The 21,696-nt window shown below is 29.1% G+C and carries 23 protein-coding genes; 12 read left to right on the top strand and 11 right to left on the bottom strand.

Annotated elements, in window-relative coordinates; genetic code table 11:
• Positions 1-760 precede the first annotated feature (760 nt).
• From HOY35_RS06105 to HOY35_RS06085, 5 genes are all read left to right on the top strand, one after another.
• Positions 761-1,114 (top strand): hypothetical protein, encoded by a 354-nt coding sequence (locus HOY35_RS06105; RefSeq protein ID WP_172211361.1) that lies wholly within the window; start codon positions 761-763, stop codon positions 1,112-1,114.
• Positions 1,104-1,424, top strand: a complete 321-nt coding sequence (locus HOY35_RS06100; protein ID WP_172211466.1) for a MucBP domain-containing protein — start codon at positions 1,104-1,106, stop codon at positions 1,422-1,424. Before HOY35_RS06105 ends, HOY35_RS06100 begins: the two co-directional genes overlap by 11 nt.
• 297 nt (positions 1,425-1,721) lie before the next feature.
• Positions 1,722-2,543, top strand: a complete 822-nt coding sequence (locus HOY35_RS06095; RefSeq protein WP_172211359.1) for a helix-turn-helix domain-containing protein — start codon at positions 1,722-1,724, stop codon at positions 2,541-2,543.
• A gap of 624 nt (positions 2,544-3,167) precedes the next feature.
• The gene (locus tag HOY35_RS06090) at positions 3,168-4,787 is read left to right on the top strand and encodes a leucine-rich repeat protein (protein ID WP_172211357.1); all 1,620 of its coding nucleotides are present in this window, start codon (positions 3,168-3,170) and stop codon (positions 4,785-4,787) included.
• Between the two features lie 304 nt (positions 4,788-5,091).
• A complete protein-coding gene (locus HOY35_RS06085; protein WP_172211355.1) occupies positions 5,092-6,900 on the top strand; it encodes a MucBP domain-containing protein in 1,809 nt (602 codons plus the stop codon).
• Positions 6,901-7,320: 420 nt separating this feature from the next.
• Here HOY35_RS06085 and HOY35_RS06080 read toward each other — a convergent pair whose 3' ends face one another.
• From HOY35_RS06080 to HOY35_RS06070, 3 genes are all read right to left on the bottom strand, one after another.
• Positions 7,321-7,569: a hypothetical protein gene (locus HOY35_RS06080; protein WP_213173258.1), complete on the bottom strand. Its 249-nt coding sequence runs from the start codon at positions 7,567-7,569 to the stop codon at positions 7,321-7,323.
• A 176-nt stretch (positions 7,570-7,745) separates the two neighbouring features.
• Positions 7,746-7,994, bottom strand: coding sequence for a hypothetical protein (locus HOY35_RS06075; protein ID WP_172211353.1), 249 nt, complete (start codon positions 7,992-7,994; stop codon positions 7,746-7,748).
• Positions 7,982-8,806 carry a Cof-type HAD-IIB family hydrolase gene (locus tag HOY35_RS06070; protein ID WP_172211351.1) on the bottom strand — a complete coding sequence of 275 codons (825 nt, stop codon included), beginning with the start codon at positions 8,804-8,806 and terminating at the stop codon, positions 7,982-7,984. The genes HOY35_RS06075 and HOY35_RS06070 overlap by 13 nt, the downstream gene beginning before the upstream one ends.
• Positions 8,807-8,883: 77 nt before the next feature.
• Between HOY35_RS06070 and HOY35_RS06065 the strand changes: the two genes are divergently transcribed.
• From HOY35_RS06065 to HOY35_RS13615, 6 genes are all read left to right on the top strand, one after another.
• The gene (locus HOY35_RS06065) at positions 8,884-9,843 is read left to right on the top strand and encodes a LacI family DNA-binding transcriptional regulator (RefSeq protein ID WP_172211349.1); all 960 of its coding nucleotides are present in this window, start codon (positions 8,884-8,886) and stop codon (positions 9,841-9,843) included.
• A gap of 609 nt (positions 9,844-10,452) precedes the next feature.
• Entirely contained in the window at positions 10,453-10,881 is a 429-nt protein-coding gene (locus HOY35_RS06060) for a hypothetical protein (protein ID WP_172211347.1), read from the top strand.
• A gap of 124 nt (positions 10,882-11,005) precedes the next feature.
• A complete protein-coding gene (locus tag HOY35_RS06055; protein ID WP_172211345.1) occupies positions 11,006-11,371 on the top strand; it encodes a hypothetical protein in 366 nt (121 codons plus the stop codon).
• A 926-nt stretch (positions 11,372-12,297) separates the two neighbouring features.
• Entirely contained in the window at positions 12,298-12,642 is a 345-nt protein-coding gene (locus HOY35_RS13400; protein WP_213173257.1) for a hypothetical protein, read from the top strand.
• Between the two features lie 15 nt (positions 12,643-12,657).
• A complete protein-coding gene (locus HOY35_RS06045; protein WP_172211343.1) occupies positions 12,658-13,044 on the top strand; it encodes a hypothetical protein in 387 nt (128 codons plus the stop codon).
• 58 nt (positions 13,045-13,102) lie between these two features.
• Positions 13,103-13,234: a hypothetical protein gene (locus HOY35_RS13615; protein WP_283770049.1), complete on the top strand. Its 132-nt coding sequence runs from the start codon at positions 13,103-13,105 to the stop codon at positions 13,232-13,234.
• Positions 13,235-13,655: 421 nt separating this feature from the next.
• Here HOY35_RS13615 and HOY35_RS06040 read toward each other — a convergent pair whose 3' ends face one another.
• The 6 genes from HOY35_RS06040 to HOY35_RS06015 all read right to left on the bottom strand — a co-directional run bounded on the left by HOY35_RS06040 (position 13,656) and on the right by HOY35_RS06015 (position 18,762).
• Positions 13,656-14,195 carry an Asp23/Gls24 family envelope stress response protein gene (locus HOY35_RS06040; RefSeq protein WP_172211341.1) on the bottom strand — a complete coding sequence of 180 codons (540 nt, stop codon included), beginning with the start codon at positions 14,193-14,195 and terminating at the stop codon, positions 13,656-13,658.
• A 34-nt stretch (positions 14,196-14,229) separates the two neighbouring features.
• The gene (locus HOY35_RS06035; protein ID WP_172211339.1) at positions 14,230-14,421 is read right to left on the bottom strand and encodes a DUF2273 domain-containing protein; all 192 of its coding nucleotides are present in this window, start codon (positions 14,419-14,421) and stop codon (positions 14,230-14,232) included.
• Between the two features lie 14 nt (positions 14,422-14,435).
• A complete protein-coding gene (gene amaP / locus HOY35_RS06030) occupies positions 14,436-14,990 on the bottom strand; it encodes an alkaline shock response membrane anchor protein AmaP (RefSeq protein ID WP_172211337.1) in 555 nt (184 codons plus the stop codon).
• A gap of 607 nt (positions 14,991-15,597) precedes the next feature.
• The gene (gene recG, locus HOY35_RS06025; RefSeq protein WP_172211335.1) at positions 15,598-17,628 is read right to left on the bottom strand and encodes an ATP-dependent DNA helicase RecG; all 2,031 of its coding nucleotides are present in this window, start codon (positions 17,626-17,628) and stop codon (positions 15,598-15,600) included.
• Positions 17,629-17,657: 29 nt separating this feature from the next.
• Entirely contained in the window at positions 17,658-17,969 is a 312-nt protein-coding gene (locus tag HOY35_RS06020; RefSeq protein WP_172211333.1) for a hypothetical protein, read from the bottom strand.
• A 1-nt stretch (position 17,970) separates the two neighbouring features.
• A complete protein-coding gene (locus HOY35_RS06015) occupies positions 17,971-18,762 on the bottom strand; it encodes a ParB/RepB/Spo0J family partition protein (RefSeq protein WP_172211331.1) in 792 nt (263 codons plus the stop codon).
• A 126-nt stretch (positions 18,763-18,888) separates the two neighbouring features.
• On the opposite strand from HOY35_RS06015, the gene HOY35_RS06010 reads away from it, so the two are divergent.
• Positions 18,889-20,274, top strand: a complete 1,386-nt coding sequence (locus HOY35_RS06010; protein WP_172211329.1) for a PLP-dependent aminotransferase family protein — start codon at positions 18,889-18,891, stop codon at positions 20,272-20,274.
• Between the two features lie 303 nt (positions 20,275-20,577).
• Here HOY35_RS06010 and HOY35_RS06005 read toward each other — a convergent pair whose 3' ends face one another.
• Both HOY35_RS06005 and HOY35_RS06000 read right to left on the bottom strand, forming a co-directional pair.
• Positions 20,578-20,991, bottom strand: a complete 414-nt coding sequence (locus tag HOY35_RS06005) for a DUF805 domain-containing protein (RefSeq protein WP_172211327.1) — start codon at positions 20,989-20,991, stop codon at positions 20,578-20,580.
• A gap of 117 nt (positions 20,992-21,108) precedes the next feature.
• Entirely contained in the window at positions 21,109-21,597 is a 489-nt protein-coding gene (locus HOY35_RS06000) for an aminoacyl-tRNA deacylase (RefSeq protein ID WP_172211325.1), read from the bottom strand.
• Positions 21,598-21,696: the final 99 nt, after the last annotated feature.

Here is a 21,696-nt window from a genome sequence, read left to right as displayed (position 1 = left end):
ATTGGTAATGCGATTTTGTTAATGGATATAAGTATTTAACTAATTTAGAAAGTTTTCTTGAAACGTGGGATATGTTCAGTAAAAATGTATATCTATATTTTAACGGGTTATTCCATTTTTAAACTGGGCGACCAAAAACTGGTAAACAGAAAATAATTAAATTTTTTTCTAATTGGAATTCCTTAGAGGTGCAAAACATGCAGTTAACTTATAAGAAATTTATTGAAGATCACTCTTAATAAAAATTAAATAATGCTAATTTTAAATTAAAACAATAAATTACTTCATCCATTTTAAATATTAGAGGTCAGTTTGGTAGTTTAACATAATATTAAATAACGATTTTTATATATTTTTAAATCTGTCTATATCAATTTGTATAAAATTTTTCTCAAATATGTATCAATAATCTGTCAATTCAATATGGTATTGTTCTATACAATTAAACTTTATTCTATATTGACAGTGAAGTAGCGTTTTTGGGGACTCATTTTTTACTCTCTACCTGATTTCCAAATAAAAAACATCTATTATTAAAAATTTTAAACAATTTTCATATACTATTATGACTTATTGTACATAAAAACGACTAAATTCAAGAATTTACTACATACTTGAGTTTAGTTGTTTTATTTTGTTAAGTGTTTACAATTTTTGTACACCGGTATACAAAAATTGTGAATATTTTTGTACAAATATAGATGTTACATTGATGGAAAGGAAAAATTAGACAAGGTAATACTTGAAAGGAGAGAAAATAATGAAAAGTTTCAAAAATAATTTTAATTATCAGCAAAAATGGCAAATTGAAGTAGAAGTAGAAAACTCGGATGCTGCAATTTTAAAAAATTACAATTTAACATTGTTAAAAGAGTTAGATACTCTTATTAAAGAAATTTCTTCAGAAAATTTTTGGGAAATAATTCCAAAAATTTTAGGAATAGATTCCAAACTTAATCTTTTAAATTTTTTTCTTCTTGAATCAGATGCTGTTTCTAACAGTAAAGAAATTATTGAAATTATTGAAAAAGATTACCTCTCATATAATAAAGAACTCTGTGGATACAGGCTAAACGAAACACCTAGTTATTCTTTAATATTCGATATTAAATAATTTTCCATCATTTGAAGGTTATACATTTAAGGAAGTTCGGGGAAGTGAAGTAGGTATCTTTGCAGAACAATCTCAAACAGTGACTTATGTTTATATAAAAGATAGTGAACTTGATCAGTTAACGAAACCCACAGTTAATTATGGTCAAAATAAAATTGAAACAGGTAGCTCCAAAACAAACACAAGCTCAAATGACAACAAACAATTGCCAACGACTAATTCAATTAATGAGCCCTTTATAGCATTAATTGGAATACTATTCATATTGGGTATACCGTTTACTTATTATCACTACAAAAAGAAATCTTAATAATAAATAATATCTCTTTTCGAATAATATTATTTTATATTGGTATTTAACGAAAATGTCAGGAGAGTTCATTTGAAATACTTGAAAAAAATAATTTCCAGAATATCACATTATGACTTGTTTTTGGATGATAAAAAGTTAAATGGTTATTTTGACGATTAAATTTAGAGTTGGACAATTTCAATAAAATAGACATAAAGTAATTAAATTTCTTCGTAATCGTGTTTTTCTTTTTCGTTAGGCGTCATTTGATTCCAGGATACTTTCAGAAATACGAAACGAAAGGATGATGATGTGATGTACGGTAATACACTAAAAAAGATTCGCCAGGGAAAGAGAATGACACAAAAAGAAGTCTGTAAAAATATCGTAACTTTAAGTTATTATAGTCGAATTGAAAGAGGAATAAGTATTCCATCAATTGAGCTTTTTATTAACTTGTTGCGTAATTTAAATTTAACTTTAGATGAATTTTTATTTATCCATAGAAATTATCTAGAGGAAGAGGGATCAAAGATTTGGTATGAGCTTTCTGTTATGTTCTATGAAAATGATATTAAAGCTCTTGAACGAAAAAAGCAAGAATTTGTTAGTAGAAATGAAACTCATTTTTTAGAATTAACAACATTTTTAATTTTAAAATTAAATGGTGAGATAATACCTGCAGAACAAGCAGAGTCAGTAATAAATCAGTTAATGAAATCCGAAGATTGGACAAGAATAGAAATTAATATCTTTAATCATATTATGTCGCTTATTCCATTGGAAACTGTATTAATAATTACTGATAGATTATTAAAAAGTAAAAAAATTTATAGTCCTGAAAAAGGATATAATTCAATCTATAATAAACTTTTGGTCAATATTATTTTTTTATGCATTGATAATGGCGATTTTGTTAATGGGTATAAGTATTTAACTAATTTAGAAAGTCGTCTTGAAGTGTGGGATATGTTCAGTAAAAACGTATGTCTATATTTTAACGGGTTATTCCAATTTTTGACTGGGCAACCAAAAACTGGTAAACGAAAAATAATGAAATCTTTTTCTAATTGGGATTCTTTAGGAATGCAAAACATGTCATTAACTTATAAGAAGTTTTTTGAAGATCACTCTTAATAAAAATTAAATAATGCTAATTTTAAATTAAAACAATAAATTGTATATTATTATTATTTATCGTACATAAAATGACTAAATTCAAGAATTTACTACATACGTGAGTTTAATTATTTTATTTTGTTAATTGTTTACAATTTTTGTACACAATTATACAAAAATTGTGAATATTCTTTTACAAATATAGATGTTACATTGATGGAAAGAAAAAATTAGATAAGGTAATACTTGAGAGGAGAGAAAACTGGCAAATTGAATTAGAAGTAGAAAACCCTGATGTTGCAATTTTATAAAATTGCAATTTAACATTGTTAAAAGAGTTAGAGAACCTTATTAAATAAATTCCTTCCTAAAATTTTAGGAATAGGTTCCAAATTTAATCTTTTAAATTTTTTTCTTCTGGAATCATATGATGTTTCTAATAATAAAGAAATTATTGAAAGAGATTACCTCTCATATAATAAAGAACTCTGTAGATACAGGATAAACGAAACACCTAGTTATTTTTTAATATTCGATATTAAATAGTTTTCCATCATTATTAATAAAAATAACAATCTATATCACATTTGATTACGTAGCATTAGCAATATATAAATTAAAAATTTAGGAGAATAATCATTTATGTTATATCATAAAAAAATATTGAAAATATCAATGTTATTAATTTTATTTTTAGGTTTACTTTCACCCTTACTAAGTTTCGCAGAGATGGTAGAAACTGAAGACAATCAAACAATAAATGATGACGAGATACGAGTACAAGATGCTGCTGATTCTTCTTTTTCTAATACAACAATAGAAACAGGAGCTAATCCTGATGAAGGTACGCCAGGCATTCAATATAATGAAGATTATACTGTTGTCACTGGTTACACAGGTACAGCTACTGATGTTGTAATTCCATCTGGAATAATTAGTATTGATAAACTTGCATTTCAATCTAAACAACTTACTTCCGTTGTTCTTCCAGAAAGTTTAACTACAATTGGGTATGGAGCATTTTCAATCAATCATCTCACTTCTATTGATATTCCCAATAGCGTGACTGCTATCGGAGAGGCATCTTTTTATTATAATGAACTTACTTCCGTTGTTCTTCCGGAAAGTTTGACCACAATTGGGCAAGGTGCATTTATATACAATGAACTTACTTCTGTTGTTTTTCCAGAAAGTTTGACCACAATTGGGCAGCTTGCTTTTGCATATAATCGACTTACTTCTATTACTGTTACTGAAAGTGTATCCACACTTGGTTCTCAAATATTTGTAGGGCAATCTTCATCTACTATGGTTGCTAGGAAGAGTACATATACATCTTCTGATTTAGGTATTTCAACATTTTATCAAGAAAACCAACTTGTCACATTTTCAAGTCAAACAGCAGGTGTAATCATTGATGGAACTGTATTTCAATTGGATTCGAACTTTACTGGTAATCAATTTATTGTAAATTGGAACTCTTGGGATGGGCAACATTCGGGGGAACTAACAGTTGAATTAATAGAATCTCTTGTAATTGGTACAATTAATTATCAAGACGAATTAGGTAATTTGTTATTAGACTCAAGGGATATTTCATCACAAGTTGGATCAACATTTAATTGGTTGACACCAGAAAATATTACTGGTTATCAAGTTGATTATTCTAAATCAACAATGGTTTCAAAATCAGATAATGGTACGGAACAAATAACATTGACGAATCTAATGACAACTAGTAATAGTTCTACAATTGAAGAGTTGATTGATTATTTAAGTAGTAAAGAAATTGAGGATGGGATGTTCTCAATTAATATCAATTATGTGTATACAAAAATTCCGGTAAAAGCTGCAGATGTAACAATTCGTTATGTAGATACTGATGATAATAGTATTGTGGATGAAAAAGTATTAATTGGTAATATTGGTGATGCTTTTACAACAGAAAAATTAAACATCGATGGTTATACTTTCAAAGAAATTCAAGGGAATGCAACAGGTATATTTACAAATCAAGCACAGACAGTAACTTATATTTATGTAAAAGATAGTGAACTCGATCAGTTAACGAAATCCACAGATAATTATGATCAAAATAAAATTGGAACAGGTAGTTCCAAAACAAACGCAGACTCAAATGATAACAAACAATTACCAATGACTAATTCAATTAATGAGATCTTTATAGCATTAATTGGGCTACTATTCATATTGAGTATACCTCTTTTTATCGTTATAAAAAGAAATCCTGATAACAAATAATATCTCTTTTCGAAGAATATTTTTTATATTGTTATTTATCGAAAATGTAAGGGGAGATTATCTGAAATACTTGAAAAAAATAATTTCTAAAATATTACACTATGATTTGTTTTTGGATGATAAAATGTTAAACGGTTATTTTGATGATTGAATTTTAAGTTGAACAAGTGTGATAGTTTGTCAAATAATTTTCAATAACTGAATAAAAAAATATTGAAAATTAAAATATATTCATTAATTTTGAATTTAGAAATATTCAATCCATTTAGTAGATTAATTTATAAATAAGTATAGGAGAGATTTTATGAACAAGAAAATTTATCAATTTTTTTCTTTAATAATAGTATTAAATATATTAATATTATCACCAACAGCAACTATCTATGCAGTTGAACAGGATTCGCTGCAAGGCACTGAAACAGTGACCACAGACTCATCTGAAAATAACATGGAAGATCCACAGATATCAGATGTTGGAACTGAACAGAATTCACTGCAAGACATTGAAATAGTAACTACAGATTCAACCGAAAGTAGCTTAGAGAATCAGCAGATATCAGGTTATACAGAATTCATCAATGTATCAGATGAAATTGCTAGTGGCACCCTCGGAACAAGTAATTGGACTTTACTAGGTAATGGAGATTTGCAAATTGATTCAGGTGTATTGGCTGCTACTAACTCGGAAGGAAATCCTAGTCCCTGGAGAGAATACGCAGATCAAATTCAAACAATAACTTTTACTGGTGATGTTAAAGCAAATGCCATATCCATGTATCTATTTGCATATCTTCCTGAATTAACAACAATTAATAATATTGAAAAATTAGATACTAGTAATGTAAAAAATATGAGCGGTTTATTTAGAGGATGTATTTCATTACAGACATTAGACCTTTCTGCTTGGAATATATCTAATGTAACAGATATAAGTGATATTTTTTATGGTTGTAACAGTCTTAATTCACTAAATACAACTGGATGGGATACTTCTAATGTCTTTTATATGGATGGCACATTCAACAATACTGGCTTTTCAAGTATTGATGTTTCTGAATGGGACACACAGAATGTTATAACTATGAACGCAATGTTTGCTGGGATGCAGAATCTAATTACTATAGATTTGTCAAATTTTAAAACAGACAATCTTGCTGATATGGCACTAATGTTTTCGAATTGTGAGTCACTAATAACCATAGATTTATCAAATTTTAATACAGATAATGTAGAAAGATTTTTAGGTTTATTTTCATGGTGTTTATCTTTGAAAACAATTAATTTATCAAGTTTTAACACAAGTTTAGCACGTGAAATAGGAAGTCAAGAAGCATTAAATGATTTGTTTTCCGGCTGCAATAGTCTTTCATCACTTATTCTTGGAGAAAACTCAATATTCGCATCAAGTGCAGATCTTTCAGAAATTAATACTACTAGTAATGTATATACAGGTAGATGGATTGGATTGAAAACAAACAATGTTTACGACTCTAGTACAGTATTTATGGATAGTTACGATGGCACTATTCCTGATACTTATATTTGGGAGCGGACGTCGGGAGTTGTCACAATTAAATATCTTGATCAGCAAGATAATGAAATTCATGATTCACAGAGTATCACAGGATATTATGATGAAGCATTCGATACAACTTCTTTGGATTATAAATTACAAATCGAAGGCTATACTTTAGATGCAAATCGGTTACCAGAAAATGGAACAGGTTCGTTTAAAGTAGAAGAACAAACAGTAATATATTACTACAATAAAAATGCAGACGTTACCGTCTATTATCTCGATGAAGATGGCAATTCGATTGCAGATAAAAAAATTCTATCTGGTGACATTGGTGATGCTTTTACAACAGAAAAATTATCCATCGAAGGTTATACTTTTAAGGAAGTTCAAGGTAATGTAACAGGTACATTTACAGATCAAGAACAAACAGTTACTTATGTCTATACAAAAAATAGTGATACTGTTAATGCGAATGCAAGTAGTAGTGATAATAAGTTGCCAACAACTGGTTCAACTTTTAATCCATATGTAAGCGTAGTGGGTTTGCTATTGCTCTTAGGGATAATTCCAATCAAGACAAAATTTAAACATTAAAAATAGATATCACTAATATTGTTTGAATCATTAAATTGTAAAGGGCTATATTAAAATGTAGGAAAAAGGCCAATATAATTGCTATTCTCTGTTCTCTAATTGGTATGATTAATGTGAGAAATTACGAGTTTAGTTTGATGTTTTTTACAATAGTCAAAAGCTTGTAAAAATGAGATTTTTTTTGTAGATTATTAAAATTTTCTCTAAATTATAGAAAATATAATTAAATATTTCACAATTGTTTTTTATTCATAGCTAGTTTTATTGCTAAAATTTTAGTTGAAAAAGTCAATTTATTATTAATAATGGATTGACTTTTATAAAAAGAATTTCTATATTCCTTAATTGATAGTGATTATCATTATCAATTGTCTTGTGGCTTATTACTATAATTAATAGAGAAAAGGGAGTGAGAAAGATTTATGTTAAAGAAAAAACGCAATTTTTCAATTCTAGTTTATCTCGAATAATTTCTTCAAATCCGAGAAGCAGCGGAGGAACGGTAATTCTTCTTTCTCTAAGTTGATCTAAATTATTGGCCATACCTGCATCATAATATCGTTTTACTGTTCGATAGTCACAATTATATTGTTTTGCGAGGGCTGCAAAATTAGGTTGGATTTCGTTCAGAATGTGTAGCAGGACTCCTTCTAAGACATCTTTTCTCATGTTTCACTCTCCTTGAATGGGTTCATGACAAAGGATATCAGATTTTAAATGAGCCTACATTTTCGTTGGCCTTTTTCCTACATTTTAATATGGCCCTTTACATGTTAATTGTTACAATTATAATTCTTCGAAGTAATTCATGATAATATTAAATTCATATTAACAAAACGCTTAATTTATGGAAAGTTTTTCAATACACCGTTACCGTAGTCAACTATCGTATAAGTAATACCTTCATAAATGAATGAATATCTTTCATTTTTTTTATATTGTAAAATTTCAATTCTATCTAAAGGGATTTCTGCTGATAAAGTTTTAACTAGTCCTCTTAATGATTTTATAATTAATATATTTTGTCTGACAGTTAGATCAACAAAATAATAATCTAATCGTAGATGATCTGTAACTTCAATTAATGTGCGCATTTGATCGCCTCATTTATGATTTTTTCAATTATATCAAGGAGACTTTCAGAATTATTAGAACCAATCGTTTCTTTTGCAACCTGTTTAATTTCGGTTTGAGCATTTTCCATTGCGAAACTATGTTTAATATACTTAATCATTTCAAAATCATTACCACTATCACCAAATGCAGCAATTTCATCCTCAGAAATCTGCCATTCTTTACTTAATAATTGTAGGCCATGGTATTTATGAATACCAGGTACAATTAGATCAATATCACCATGACCACTAGAAACAGGAATTAACGTATTGCCTAAAACATTTTTCAATATTTTTAGCTTGGTAGTTATATCCTTATCATTAAAGGAAAGTGCAAATTTTAATATATCGTCTTTTTCATTATACAAATTTTCCCAACTAGCTAATACTTTAATTTTTGGATAGTAAAATTTTGCCACATCTAACTGTTCATTTGTACTTCCTTCTAAAATATATGCACTATTTTTACCACAAACAATTAAATTTATTGGTTGCAAATCTTGCAATAAATTTAAAGTATTTGTAACAGTCATCTTTGCCAACGAAGCATTGTAAAATGATTGATCTCCTATTACGATATTTGCACCATTTTCTGCGATAAATGTTATACTTTGATAAATATCTGGAAAAAAAGAACGGAGTTGGAAATATTGATTCCCACTTGCGACAACAAATCTAATTTTCAAGGCTTCCATTTTTTTAAATAAACGATTAAATCGGTCATGATTATATTGTTTATTATCATTTAAGAATGTACCATCCATATCCACTACTATCATCTTTATCACCATTATAATTACCACCTTTCGATAGTAGTATATTTTATGGAACGCGTCCCATGTCAAGAAAAATATTAAAAGGTGATCAAATGGAAAATATACGATCAATTGCTTTAAAAGCTGGAGTATCTAAATCAACAGTTTCTCGTGTTATGAATGGTGAAAAATATGTTTCAGAAGAAAATAGAAAAAAAGTAAAACGTGTCATTGAAGAAACTGGATACATACCTAATGGAAATGCAATTAAATTAAGCAAAGGAAAAAATAACACGATTGGCGTAACACTACCTTACAATAACTCTTGTTATGATAAATTGTCTAACAGTATTTTGTACCAAGCAACTAAAATGGATTATCAGGTACTATTTTTACCCACGTATCATAAATTAAATAAAGAAAAAGAATACTTTAGTCTTCTAGAAAAAAGAGTAATTGATGGTTTGATAATTACTAAATATTCAAAACAATTGGAGGAACTATTAACCACTAAATTGGATGGTAAGATTATTGGTACAGAAAAGAGTAATATTTCAAAATTATCTACAATTTATCCTGATCGAAAAAAAATTTATAGTCATTTATTTTCAGAAATTTCAAAAACAGGTACTAACAAAGTGATTTTTATGACAAAGGATAAACCAGAGTTCAGTAAGAGCACTTTAGATAAGTTTAATAGTTATAATAAATACTTTGGAACACCAAAAGAAGATGTTAATTATTTTACAGGATTAACAGAATATTCTGATGGTTATCATTGGGCAATGACAAAAATTTCTAAAAGCAATGTTCCCGATTTTATTTTCGCAAATGGTGATGAGGTTGCTAGCGGTATAATTTCTGGCTTAAAAAAACTTGGTATTACTCACAACAAAGATTTTAAAATTATTGGAGAAGGAAATACTCCTTACAGCGAACTAATGAAATTTTCAAGTATTGATTTTCTACCAAATGAAATTGGAAAAGCAGCATTTGATTTTCTTCTATCAGAAGATATGCATATATCAGTCGCAAAAAAACCTTTGCTAATAAAGAGAGCTTGGTATAATTAATTATTACAATTTTTTTATAGCAAAATGAAAGATGATTTGGACTTAAATTGGAAAATTGATAAAGAGTTATAAAATACAGGTAAAAAACTTCCTTTAAGCTAATGAAGGATTTTGAAAAGTAAAGATTTTCAATCACTTGAAATAAAAAAAATTTTTTCTTTTTCATAAAACCTCCCAACATTAAAACTATAGCATAATAAAGATGTTAATATTTTTATACAAAATACAACTTATAATAATCATTAATTATAGAATGCAAAGAAGAATCTTGGTTAAAGCAATATAATGGTGTGGAAGAGTTATATTAGAAATTTGGAGGAAATTAGTAGTTTTGGAAGCAGATAAGTTTAAAGTAAATGATGATATATATGTTTTATAAGTTTCATTACTAATATTGAATAGTGGCAAAAAAATATAGATTATATAAAGAATAATTTTACTTTTAAGAGAATTATATGAGTAAAATGGAGGAAATAAAAAACAAAAATTGAAAATATAGATTATTGGAATGCAAGGATATTTGACTTCCAGTTTCTATATTTTGGAGATGAAGTACCAATATTCTTTGAAGGAAAAGGAGATATAGCTATCTAAAGGAGGAAAATGATATTGAAATTCCCAGCAAAGATAAAAAAATCATTAGGTTATAAAAATCTACTAATAGGATTAAAGTCTATTCTGAAAAACCAATATAAAATTATAGAAGAAAATTATTATGGGGAATATGATGACTTCATTCTATATATAGAATATAACGAAATAAAAACTGCGTTACAAATCAGTGAAACAAGAACTGAGGGAATGATGAATTATGGACCGGGAGGAGCGTTTGGAATTGACGTTCATTTAGAAAATAATGATGGCTATAATGCAGATTCCAAAGGAAATAGATATTCTCCGTTATACTCATATGTATCTTCAGAAGATGCTTTAGTACTTGAATACGCCCGAGGAAGAAATTTAGAGGATATAGAAAATTCACTTTTTATTTTAAAAAAATACCTTGATAATAAAGAAAAAATGAATAATTTATCTTAGTTTCAGTATTAGAATAATAATTGAATTCCGATAAATAATACCCAATAAAAGCCCATAATTATTATGATTACGGGCTTTATTTTATTCTTATTCCAGTACAAAATGTAAAATTGAGGTGATAAATATGCAATTTAATGGAAGATTTAGTATTAATAACAATATAATAATTCATCCTAATTTAACAATAGATGAATTCATTAAAACATCATTATATGAAAAACAAGATTTATCTAGATTTTTTTGGATAAGAAAAGAAAATATTATAAATAATCATAATTTTTACTTAGGTTTTTTATTTAAAGAAAAAAAAATCTCTCAAATTCAATTTTATTGTGTTGATAAAAATATTAGCACAGAAGAAATGCGCAAAAAATTTAATGATAATTTTGTTAAAGAGTTATCTTCATCAGAAGATTATGCGTGGGGAAATATTAAATCAATTTTTAATAAAAGAGAAAATATTGCATTACTTGTTATTAATTACAAGTAAGATTGTAAGATGGAACAATATCAATAAAATAAACATGAGATAGTCTATTTTGCTGTGTACCTATTTTTTATTGGATAATCAAATACAATAAAAGCTCATAATTAAAATTATGGGCTTTATTTTATATATATTTCTAACAAAATACTCCTGAAATAATCTCAATAAAAATTAATTTCTTGGTTAGTTTATTGGCTACTTTTTAAAAATTCAATCAATAAATAGCTTAATATACCTATAAATAAAGCAAATTTATAAAAAAAAAGTTTAAAACAGCTTTTAATACTAGTACAGGTACTTTTACAATGTCAAGTCAAGAAAATATGGCATGGGCTAGAACGATTAATGATTATGAACAAAAAACAGATATGTATCCATTATGTTTATAACAAAAAAACTGGAGTATTTGATGATTTTAAATTTAAATAGCATGAAAGGAATATTATGAATAATATTAAAATTACAAAAAATTGGGAAGATGATGGATTATTAGAATTGAGAATATAAGCAACATCAAAATTTATTTTTGCAAATCAATTATGTTATATTCAAGATACAGATTTAGAAAATAATGGAAAAATAATTAAAGAATTTTCATATAATTTTACTAATTCATGTTATGTTGAATTTGGTAATAAAGATGGAAATTATACTCCAGCATTCTCATTAAAATTTTTACCCACAGATAAAACTGGAAAAATAAAAATATAAGTATACATGGAAATAGCAGATAATGACGAAAGAAAACATAGATGTTGCTTTTATATTGATAGTGAAATAGGTTTAATTGAACAATTTGGCTTAAAATTAGTAGAAATGGCTACTCAAAGTACATTTCAAGAATTAGATTTAAATATTTAAATTAATAATGATTATTGTAAAAAAAATAAATTGGTTAGATGAAGATTTTGGAGAAGATGGTAAATAATATGATTGATAGAGAAAAAAAATTTCAAGAAATTAAAGCGTTTGTCCTAAAATGGTATGACCAAAGTCAGAATTATCTTAACAATAATTACATTAATTCAAATATTATACGTAATCAGGACAATGGACTTGTCATTAATTTTGAAAATAATCAAGGTATAGCTGAAATAGTAGTTGAAAAAGCGACTTATGCACCTTACGAATTTATTTCCTTTGAGATTGCTGTATTTGAAAATAATCAAGCTAAAATATCATATAGTTGGTATGATATAGTGGACACTCCTATAAACGAAATAAATAAAGAATTGGATCGTGGGATTAATAATTTAATCAAATTATCTAACTAAATTAAGGAAAAAAGAATGTTAAACGTCATAACAGGAAAGTTAATAATAAATGAAAATTTAATCGTGTATCCCGAATACACATTTGATGACTTTAAAAAAAGTGTATATTATAACGGTCAAGATGGGATAAAAATAATATATTTAAATAAAAAACAAAAAATAGATAATTATAACTATTATGTAAATTTATTTTTTAAAACTAGAAAATTATACAGTGTGTCTCTTATTAACTGTAATCAAAATATTTCTAAAGCTAATGAAAAAAATAGGAAAATAATTCATGATAAAATATTAGATGAAAACAATATTAAAAGCAATGCTGATTATAAATGGGGGAAAATCATTTCTGAATACGATTCAAGAAGTAATATAAGCAGTATAGATATATTTTATAACCATTGAAACATTCTTAAATATGACTAGATTGTTAAAATAATTAATATAAAAATGTATAATACGATTGAAAAATATTTCTACTGATGAATCGGCTAAAGAAATATCAATTATTTTAAAAAAATCTTTTGGGAAAGAATTAATTTTTAAAAATAATAAAAAAGAAGTTGCTCAACAAATTATTGAACAATTATTTTAATAATACAACACAATAAAAGCTCATAATTATTTAAATTATGAGCTTTATTTTATGTTTATTATAACAAAAATACTTCTAAAAAAATCTCAATAAAAATTAATTTCTTGGTTAGTTTTTTGGTTAGTTTTAAAAATTTAGATCAATGAACATCTTGATATACCTATAAATAAAGAAAATTTATAAAAATGAAGTTTAAAATGTAAAAATTAGGAGTTTTTTATTAACTTAAGACATTTTTTCTGTCTAAAAGATAAATTTAATAATGAAATCAAATATTGATTGATCTCATTATTATAGATAAGCAATTCGTGAATTTAATAAAAAAATTCAGCAATAAAAATTGTAGAATTTAATAAAAAAAGACACTTCGTTTTTGAAGTGTCTAGATCTATGGATAATTACCCTAGAATTTTCGAATCAATTATTCAACCCTAGGTTCTAGTTGTGATTCCGTTTTATCTTTAGCCTTACCTGCTGTTTTTGAAACTGTTGACTTTACTTTTTCAGCCTGTTTTGAAGTAACCTCAGCGATACTTTCACCTGCATCACCTAATTTATCTTGCACAGTAACTGATTGCTTTTCGTATTGTTCTTTAGATTTGATATCAATAACCTTAACATTGACTTCCACAACCTCAAGATTCGTAATATATTTAACCTCTTTTACAATTACTTTTTTTATTTCGCTATAAATATCTTCAATTTTTTTACCATATTCTGCGACAATGTCCAAATCTACAGCAACTTGCTTTTTCCCTACTTCCACGTCAATTCCTGAGGTTACATTATCTGTATTAACCAACCTTTCAGTAAGGTTAGAAAAAAAGCCACCATCAACTGCTAATAAACCATCAATACTCTCTAATGCAATGCCAATAATTTTTTGAATTACTTTATCATCAAATGTCAATTCACCTTTTACACCTGTTAAAGCTGTTTCTTGTCCACTAGTTTTTTCCATGTTAATAATCCTCCTCTGTTTATATTAAAAATATCTATTTATCTGGAAAATATTTTCCCAGTAAATCACTTCTTTTAACGTACAAACCAAATAGCACTCCTAGAACAATCAAAATAATAACTATAATTGTTTTAAAAAAACCAAAAGTAAAAAAAAGTATTGCCAAAACTAAACCAAAGATACCACCAGTAATTGGCAATATATTTTCTAATAATATTTTTTGCATCGTTCTCTCCTTTTTTATAGAACACGCTTCTTAGAAGATTTTGTTTCTAATTGATTAAAAATCACATGAATATCAATTTGATTCGTTATTCCTAAAAAATTTTGAATGTCATTTCTAACTTTATTTGTCAGCTCATTTGTTTTTTCTATGGTGTTACCCTGTTGCTTCAAATCACCAAATAGTTTAATTTTAATTTTTTTATTTGACAATTTAACCTTGCTTTTTGAAATATCAGCAAAGCTAAATTCTTGAACAGAACTTTTAACTAAACCTTCAATTCCTTCTCTTTTTAAAATTAATTTACCACCAGAATCTTTTAAAAGAATTTCTGTAAAATTACTTGGTAAAAATAATATAATTAAAATTGTGATTAAAGAACAGCTTATAAAAAATATGCTACTCCAAAATAAGTAAATAGGAATCCACTGTCCAATTAAAGGATAGTATACAGGATTCATAAAATTTAAATTTACAATATACTGATTGTTTACTAAAACTGAAAATAGAACACTTATTAATAAAATAATCATTATAGTAATAATGATCTTCCATTTTTTCTTCATAAACATCAATCCACTCTTTCATTTCATATAAATTAATGCTAACACTTTTAAAAAAAATAAACAAATATAAAAGATTATTTATATAATAAAAAATAATTTATATTGACCTAAGAGAAAAATAGATTTATAAATATTCACCAGCACAACCAAGAAATTTTATTACAATTATTTTCAATAAATTAACTTAAAACAAAATAAAGAAAAAAATTTTATATAATAAAATAACGAATAAAACATAATTTATCAGTTCTACATATGGATACTGACTACAAATATAAAAATGTATTCTTATACACTAAAGATGAGACAAATGCTGATGTTTTTAATGAATGACTTGAAAATAAAACATTATTCATCTATTTATTAATGTTGGAAATCCAATTAATAATACACAATAAAAGCTCATAATTCTGAATTATGGGCTTTATTTTATGTTTATTATAACGAAAATACTCCTAAAATAATCTCAATAAAAATTAATTTCTTGGTTAGTTTTTTGGTTAATTTTAAAAATTTAAATCAATGAACATCTTAATATACCTATAAATAAAGCAAATTTATAAAAACAAAGTTTAAAACATGTTTAATCATGCGTTTGTCAACTATTGAACGACTAATCAAAAATCGATTGCTTAGATTCATTCAAAGTTCTGACTAAACCATGAAATTCAGCTTTTTCCTGCCAGCTCTGGATTTGCCATATTTTTTCAGCATCCTGACGAGCCGCTTCTAAAATATTGCCATCGTTAACAATATCAGCAACTAAAAACTCTGGTAGGCCTGATTGCTTCAGACCAAATACCTCACCAGCACCACGCATTTCCAAATCTTTTTGGGCAAGTATAAAACCATTGCTGACCTCCGTCATAATGGTTAAACGCTCCTTACCCTGCTTTGTTTTTGGATTGGCAACTAAAATCGCATAAGACTTTGCCTCACCTCGACCAATACGACCGCGTAATTGATGCAGCTGCGCTAAACCAAAGCGATCCGCATCCATAATAACCATTACCGTTGCATTTGGTACATTGACACCAACCTCAATTACTGTTGTCGATACAAGAATATCAATCTGGTGTGCCTTGAAAGCCTGCATAATCGCATCTTTCTCATCATTTTTTAGTTTGCCATGCAATAAAGCAACTCGAGCCTTACCTTGATAAAATTGACTCAGTTCCTCATATAATTCAGTCGCATTTTTCAAATCAAGCTGCTCACTTTCTTCAATCAATGGTGAGATAAAATAAGCCTGATGCCCTTGATTTAACTCCTTTTGAAGCCAAGAAAGCACTTTTGGCAAGACTTCATGTTTAACCCATCTTGTTTGAATAGGCAGACGACCAGCAGGCAATTCATCAATAATTGAGACATCCATTTCACCATAAACCGTTATTGCTAATGTTCTCGGTATTGGTGTCGCCGTCATCATCAAAACATCTGGATTTTGACCTTTTTCACGGAATATCTTTCGCTGATTAACACCGAAGCGATGCTGCTCGTCAGTAATTACTAAGCCTAGATTAGAGAAAGCAACTGCTTCTTGAATAATAGCGTGTGTACCAATAATCATTTGAACTTGGCCATTAGCAATTTCAGCTAAAATTTGCTGTTTTTCTTTTACTTTCATGCCACTGGTTAACCTAGCAATTTTAACAGCCTTTCCAAAAATACCTTGTAAACTTTCAAAATGCTGAATTGCTAAGATTTCTGTCGGCACCATTAGAGCAGACTGAAAACCAGCAGTAAAGCTTGCATACATTGCAATTGCTGCAATTACAGTTTTACCACTCCCAACATCACCTTGCAAGAGGCGATTCATATGGAAGGGTGATTGCAAATCAGTCAGTATTTCTTCTAAAACACGTTTTTGCGCCTTGGTTAAACTAAATGGTAAGCTTAAGAGCAGCTGATTGACTGCTTCAGTCGAATAATTAATCGTTAATCCGCTATCAAGCTGTCGATCTTGATAACGAATTGATTGAAGGCGTAATTGAAACAGTAATAATTCTTGATACTTCATCCGCCGACCAGCTTGATGATATTCTTCTTCACTGCTTGGTAAGTGCAAAGCTCTAACCGCTTGACGATATGACATTAAATGATAGTGACTCAATAAGCTATTCGGTAAAATTTCTTGAAATAATTCTGAATAGCCAAGGTCTAATGCCTGCCTGACTAATTTTTCTAGCTCACTTTGTTTAACATTTTTATTTGTATGATAAATACCTTGAAAATCACCAGCCTGAAATTTAGCGCCAAGTATTTTCAAGCCTGTTAAGGCTTTTCTAGTATCATCCCATTTTCCGAAAATCATTGTTTCATAATTGACCGCAACCTTATCCTTTAAATAGGGCTGATTAAAAAAGGATACCGCAACTACTGCATCCTCTTGCTTAATTTTAAAGGTTAATTTATTCCGTTTACGGCCGAAGTAATTAACAATCGGCTCTGTTACAACCTGCCCGACGAGTACCGCTTTTTCACCATCAGTTAAATCATAAACTGACTTACTGGCAAAATCCTCATAGCGAAAAGGGAAATTCAATAATAAATCTTGAATCGTGTTAATACCTAAGGTTGCTAAGGCAGTCATTTTTTTAGGGCCAACGCCCGCTAAAACACTGACTGGGTCTAATAGATTCATCAATTACCCCCTTCTTATTAATCCTATCATTACAAAATTTGGATTGCCTTGGCAATGTATGAAATCGCTTCTCCATTTCGATTGGCAATTAATCCCGAAAATTCGGCTAAATCACCTGGCTGAACATCAATTTGACCACTTGGTCCAAAGATCTTAACTTCCGTTCTTCTTCGACCAACTGGTGAAGTTTCAAGCGTTTCAATCTCAAAAATAACCCCTGCAACAGTTTCCTCTGGCTCTGCAAGGCGACCATAGATATTAACAGCAATAGTGTTCAAAATTTTAAATTGATGACCAATTTCTGTATATTGAAAATCCTTTAATTGTAGCTGCTCACTCATTTTATGCTTCCTCACTAATTCCTAAAAGTTCTAAAATTCGATTCAATTCATCCAAATCAGCATAATCTAATTCAATTTTCCCTTTGGACTCATTGCCCTTGATTTTGACAATCGTACCGAAATACTGCTTTAACTTTTCTTCAACGTCTGAAATAAATAAATTCTTATCCAGACTTGGTACAGTTGTTTTTTTAGTTATTTGACGTACAATTTGCTCTAGCTGTCTAACCGTCAAGCCCTCAGCAATTGCTCTCTCAGCCAATTCAAGCTGTGCCTGCTTATCCTTTATGCCCAGTAAAGTACGTGCTTGAACATTAGATAGCCTTTGGTCTTTAACTGCGTCTTGAATTTTTTCAGGTAGGCTTAATAGCCGCAGCATATTGGTCAAATAGGTGCGTGATTTACCGACAATCTCAGCTAGCTGTTCTTGAGTTAGCTCCTGATTTTTAATAATATTTTGATAAGCCAGTGCCTCTTCAATCGGATTTAAATCCTGACGCTGAATATTTTCCAATAGCGCAACTGTCTCCACCTGGTCAGCAGTGAAGTCTCGAATAATTGCTGGAATTTCTGATAAACCAGCCAATGCACTTGCTCTAAAGCGACGTTCACCTGCCACTATTTCATAACCAAAAAGCGAGGAGGACTGGACGATGATTGGTTGAATTAAACCAATGCTTTTAATGGATTGTGCCAAGGACTTCAATTCATTTTCATCAAAATGAGTGCGTGGCTGATTTGGATTAGCTCGAATTTCTGATAGGGGTAAAATAATCATCTTCTCATTTTTCATAGCCTTATTTTAACACATTCACTCTTTAATAAGACCAATTTGCAATTATTTTCAAAAATGTCTACACTACATTTATAAGCAATTGGTTGCTATTAAACCAGCCAATTTTCAAAAGGAGCATTAAAGATGAAACCAAAACCAAAATATATGCAAATTATCGAAGAAATCAAACGGCGAATTAAAGCAGGTGACTATCCAATCGGCAGTCGATTGCCAAGTGAAAGAAAACTGGCCAGCCAATTCAAAGTCAATCGTTCAACAATTATTCGTAGCTATGAAGAATTAACCGCACTCGGTATTCTAGAGCGCCGTGTAGGCAGTGGGACCTATGTTAGCGAACATTATAACCTACTTTTTGAGGGGCAGACCAATTGGTACCAAACCTTAACCAATCAGCCGATTTCTACACAAGCAGAATATCAAGAAAAAGTGGTCGAGTACAAAAAAAAAGCGATGGATCTATATACCGGCGAACTCTCCTCACGCTTAATTCCAAACTTCAATTTTCCAGCCTTCAATTGGACTGAAATAGCCGATATGAGTCAAGATACTGCTGGCTTACCCGAGCTCAAGCAAGCAGTTTGTCAGCACCTAAGGATGCAAAATATTCAAATCAAGCCAGATGAGGTCCTAATTACCAGTGGTGCTAGACAGGCATTATTTCTCATCCTTCAAGTCCTCTTGTCCCCAGGAGATACTGTGGCCATTGAAACACCTTCCTTTTTATATCGGCTTTCATTATTTCAGTCAGCAAAAATTAAAACCATTCAAATACCTATTGATATTCAACAAAAAAAAATCAATATCCAAGCATTAGAAAAAGCTTTTCAGCAGAATAAAATCAAATTTTTAATCTTAAATCCTAATTTCCACAATCCGACTGGTATTACTCTAACCTCTGAAAATCGGCAAGAATTAATTCAAATATGTGCAAGCTACCAAATTCCCATTATTGAAGATGATGTTTTTCAGCTTTTTAATTTTACAAATAAAAAAATTAAGCCGCTTAAAAGTATGGATAGCCTAAATGTCATTTATTTAGGCTCACTGTCAAAAGTATTAGGAAAAAATATCAATATCGGTTGGTGTATCGCGCCACCTTTCATGGTTAAAAAGCTAGCCGCTGCGAGAGAGTTGATGGATTTTAACCTTAATATTTTTCCGCAAATCATTGCTGCACAAGCTTTTAATGCCTTTGATTTTCAAAATAAAATTAATCAGACTAATCAAGTGCTTAAACACAAGCATATTGAATTATTAGAAGTCATCGCAAAATATCCTAGCTGGCTACCAGCTAGGATTGATGGCGGACTTTATCAGTGGTTAACCTATAAACGTGATCTATCAAGGACTGAATTTGATTATTTTATCGAAGAAAAATTACTTATTGCACCAAGCTTTATTTTCGGGCAACAGTATAATGCCATTCGAATTAACTTTTCAAAGCTGAATGACATTGTCGAATTTGAAAATCATTTTAAAAATGTTAATCAGCGCTTAGAACAATTCTAAATAACAAAAAATGGGCTGTGACATAACTTTTCCCTTAGTTTAATATTCGTAATTTACGGATTTTACATATTAGAAAAACTCAGTATAAGTCAAAATAATTCATCTCATTTTAGAGTTACGAAATGCCCTGTTTTTATGGGTAGAAAAGTGAAAACGAAGCGTCAAAGCTGGATAGAAAGTCATCACCAGCATGATGTATTTGACCTGAAGCTCGCAAAATTATATAACAGACTAAAAAGTGGGGGCAAGCATAGCTTGCTCCCACCTTCCTATCAGCTCGATTAACAGCTTTAATTTTGGTTACTATTTCTTATACCAGGTCGTATTACCGATATTCAGATGAACATTTCTAGCGAAGCCAGCAGCCTGGATTACAATTAATATTACAATCACTCGGGCAAACCACCCAATAAATGGAATCACTGATAAAACGAGCAAGACAACAAACAAGCGCCATGAAAAACCCACATTAGAAAAACGTCTAACCAACAGGGCAAGCGTTGGAATCAATAAGAATAAGCTGATTAGACCAAAGACAATCCCAAAAATATTATCAATTGGAAAAATAGCAAGGCGCTCTGTTCCTCTAGTTAAAAATTCTCCTATAAAATTAATCAAAACTAAAATAATAGCAACTGGATAAAACTCATCAAGAGTTGTTTCTGATTTAAAATCAAAATACTTTTTTAAATATAAATCAATACTTCTTTTAAACATATCTGCCTCCCTTTAACACTTAATATATTCACTATAAAAGAATAGAAGGGTGAATACATCAGACTTTTGGTTGATTAAAGAGTGGCAAAGGACTGATTATCAGACAACGTTATTATTTTAATTATCTATCAAATCTGTAAACTCCGCCTGCACAAATTTAGCAAGGTCCTGCGCATTTATTTTAATTGAGCGACCTAATTCTCCCGCAGAAACTATGAGCCAGCCACGACTAACAGCAGATTGATCGATATAAATCGGAAATTTTTTAGTTTGATAAATCCCGACTGGATTATTTGCACCATGAATATAGCCTGTTGTTTGCTCCAAATCCTTAAGTGGAATCATACCAACCTTTTTATTACCTGAAATTACTGCTAATTTCTTATACGATAGGTGCGCTGAAACCGGTACAATACCAATTACCGGTCCAGTCACATTACCAATTAAAGCAAGTGTTTTATAAATCGTCTCAGCTTCTAGCTGATGATCAATTTGTATCACATCACCAGCTTGATGTGTTGAAAAAACTATAGATTCATATGATATCTTGGCCTTATCTAAAATTTGTTCAACTAATGTTTTTTTTAATTTTTTCTTTTTTGACATCGTGCCTCTAAAAACTCCTCTAGTGACTTTAGCAACTTTAAAATGTGTCGCACGCGGATACTGTACTACAATAATTTAGCTTAAAAATCTAGTTTAGCA

Origin of the sequence: Enterococcus sp. MMGLQ5-1, from assembly GCF_013155265.1 — a bacterium.
GTDB lineage: Bacteria > Bacillota > Bacilli > Lactobacillales > Streptococcaceae > MMGLQ5-1.
The sequence above is the reverse complement of the archived record's forward strand: the minus strand, read 5'-3'. Positions and strand labels throughout refer to the sequence as shown.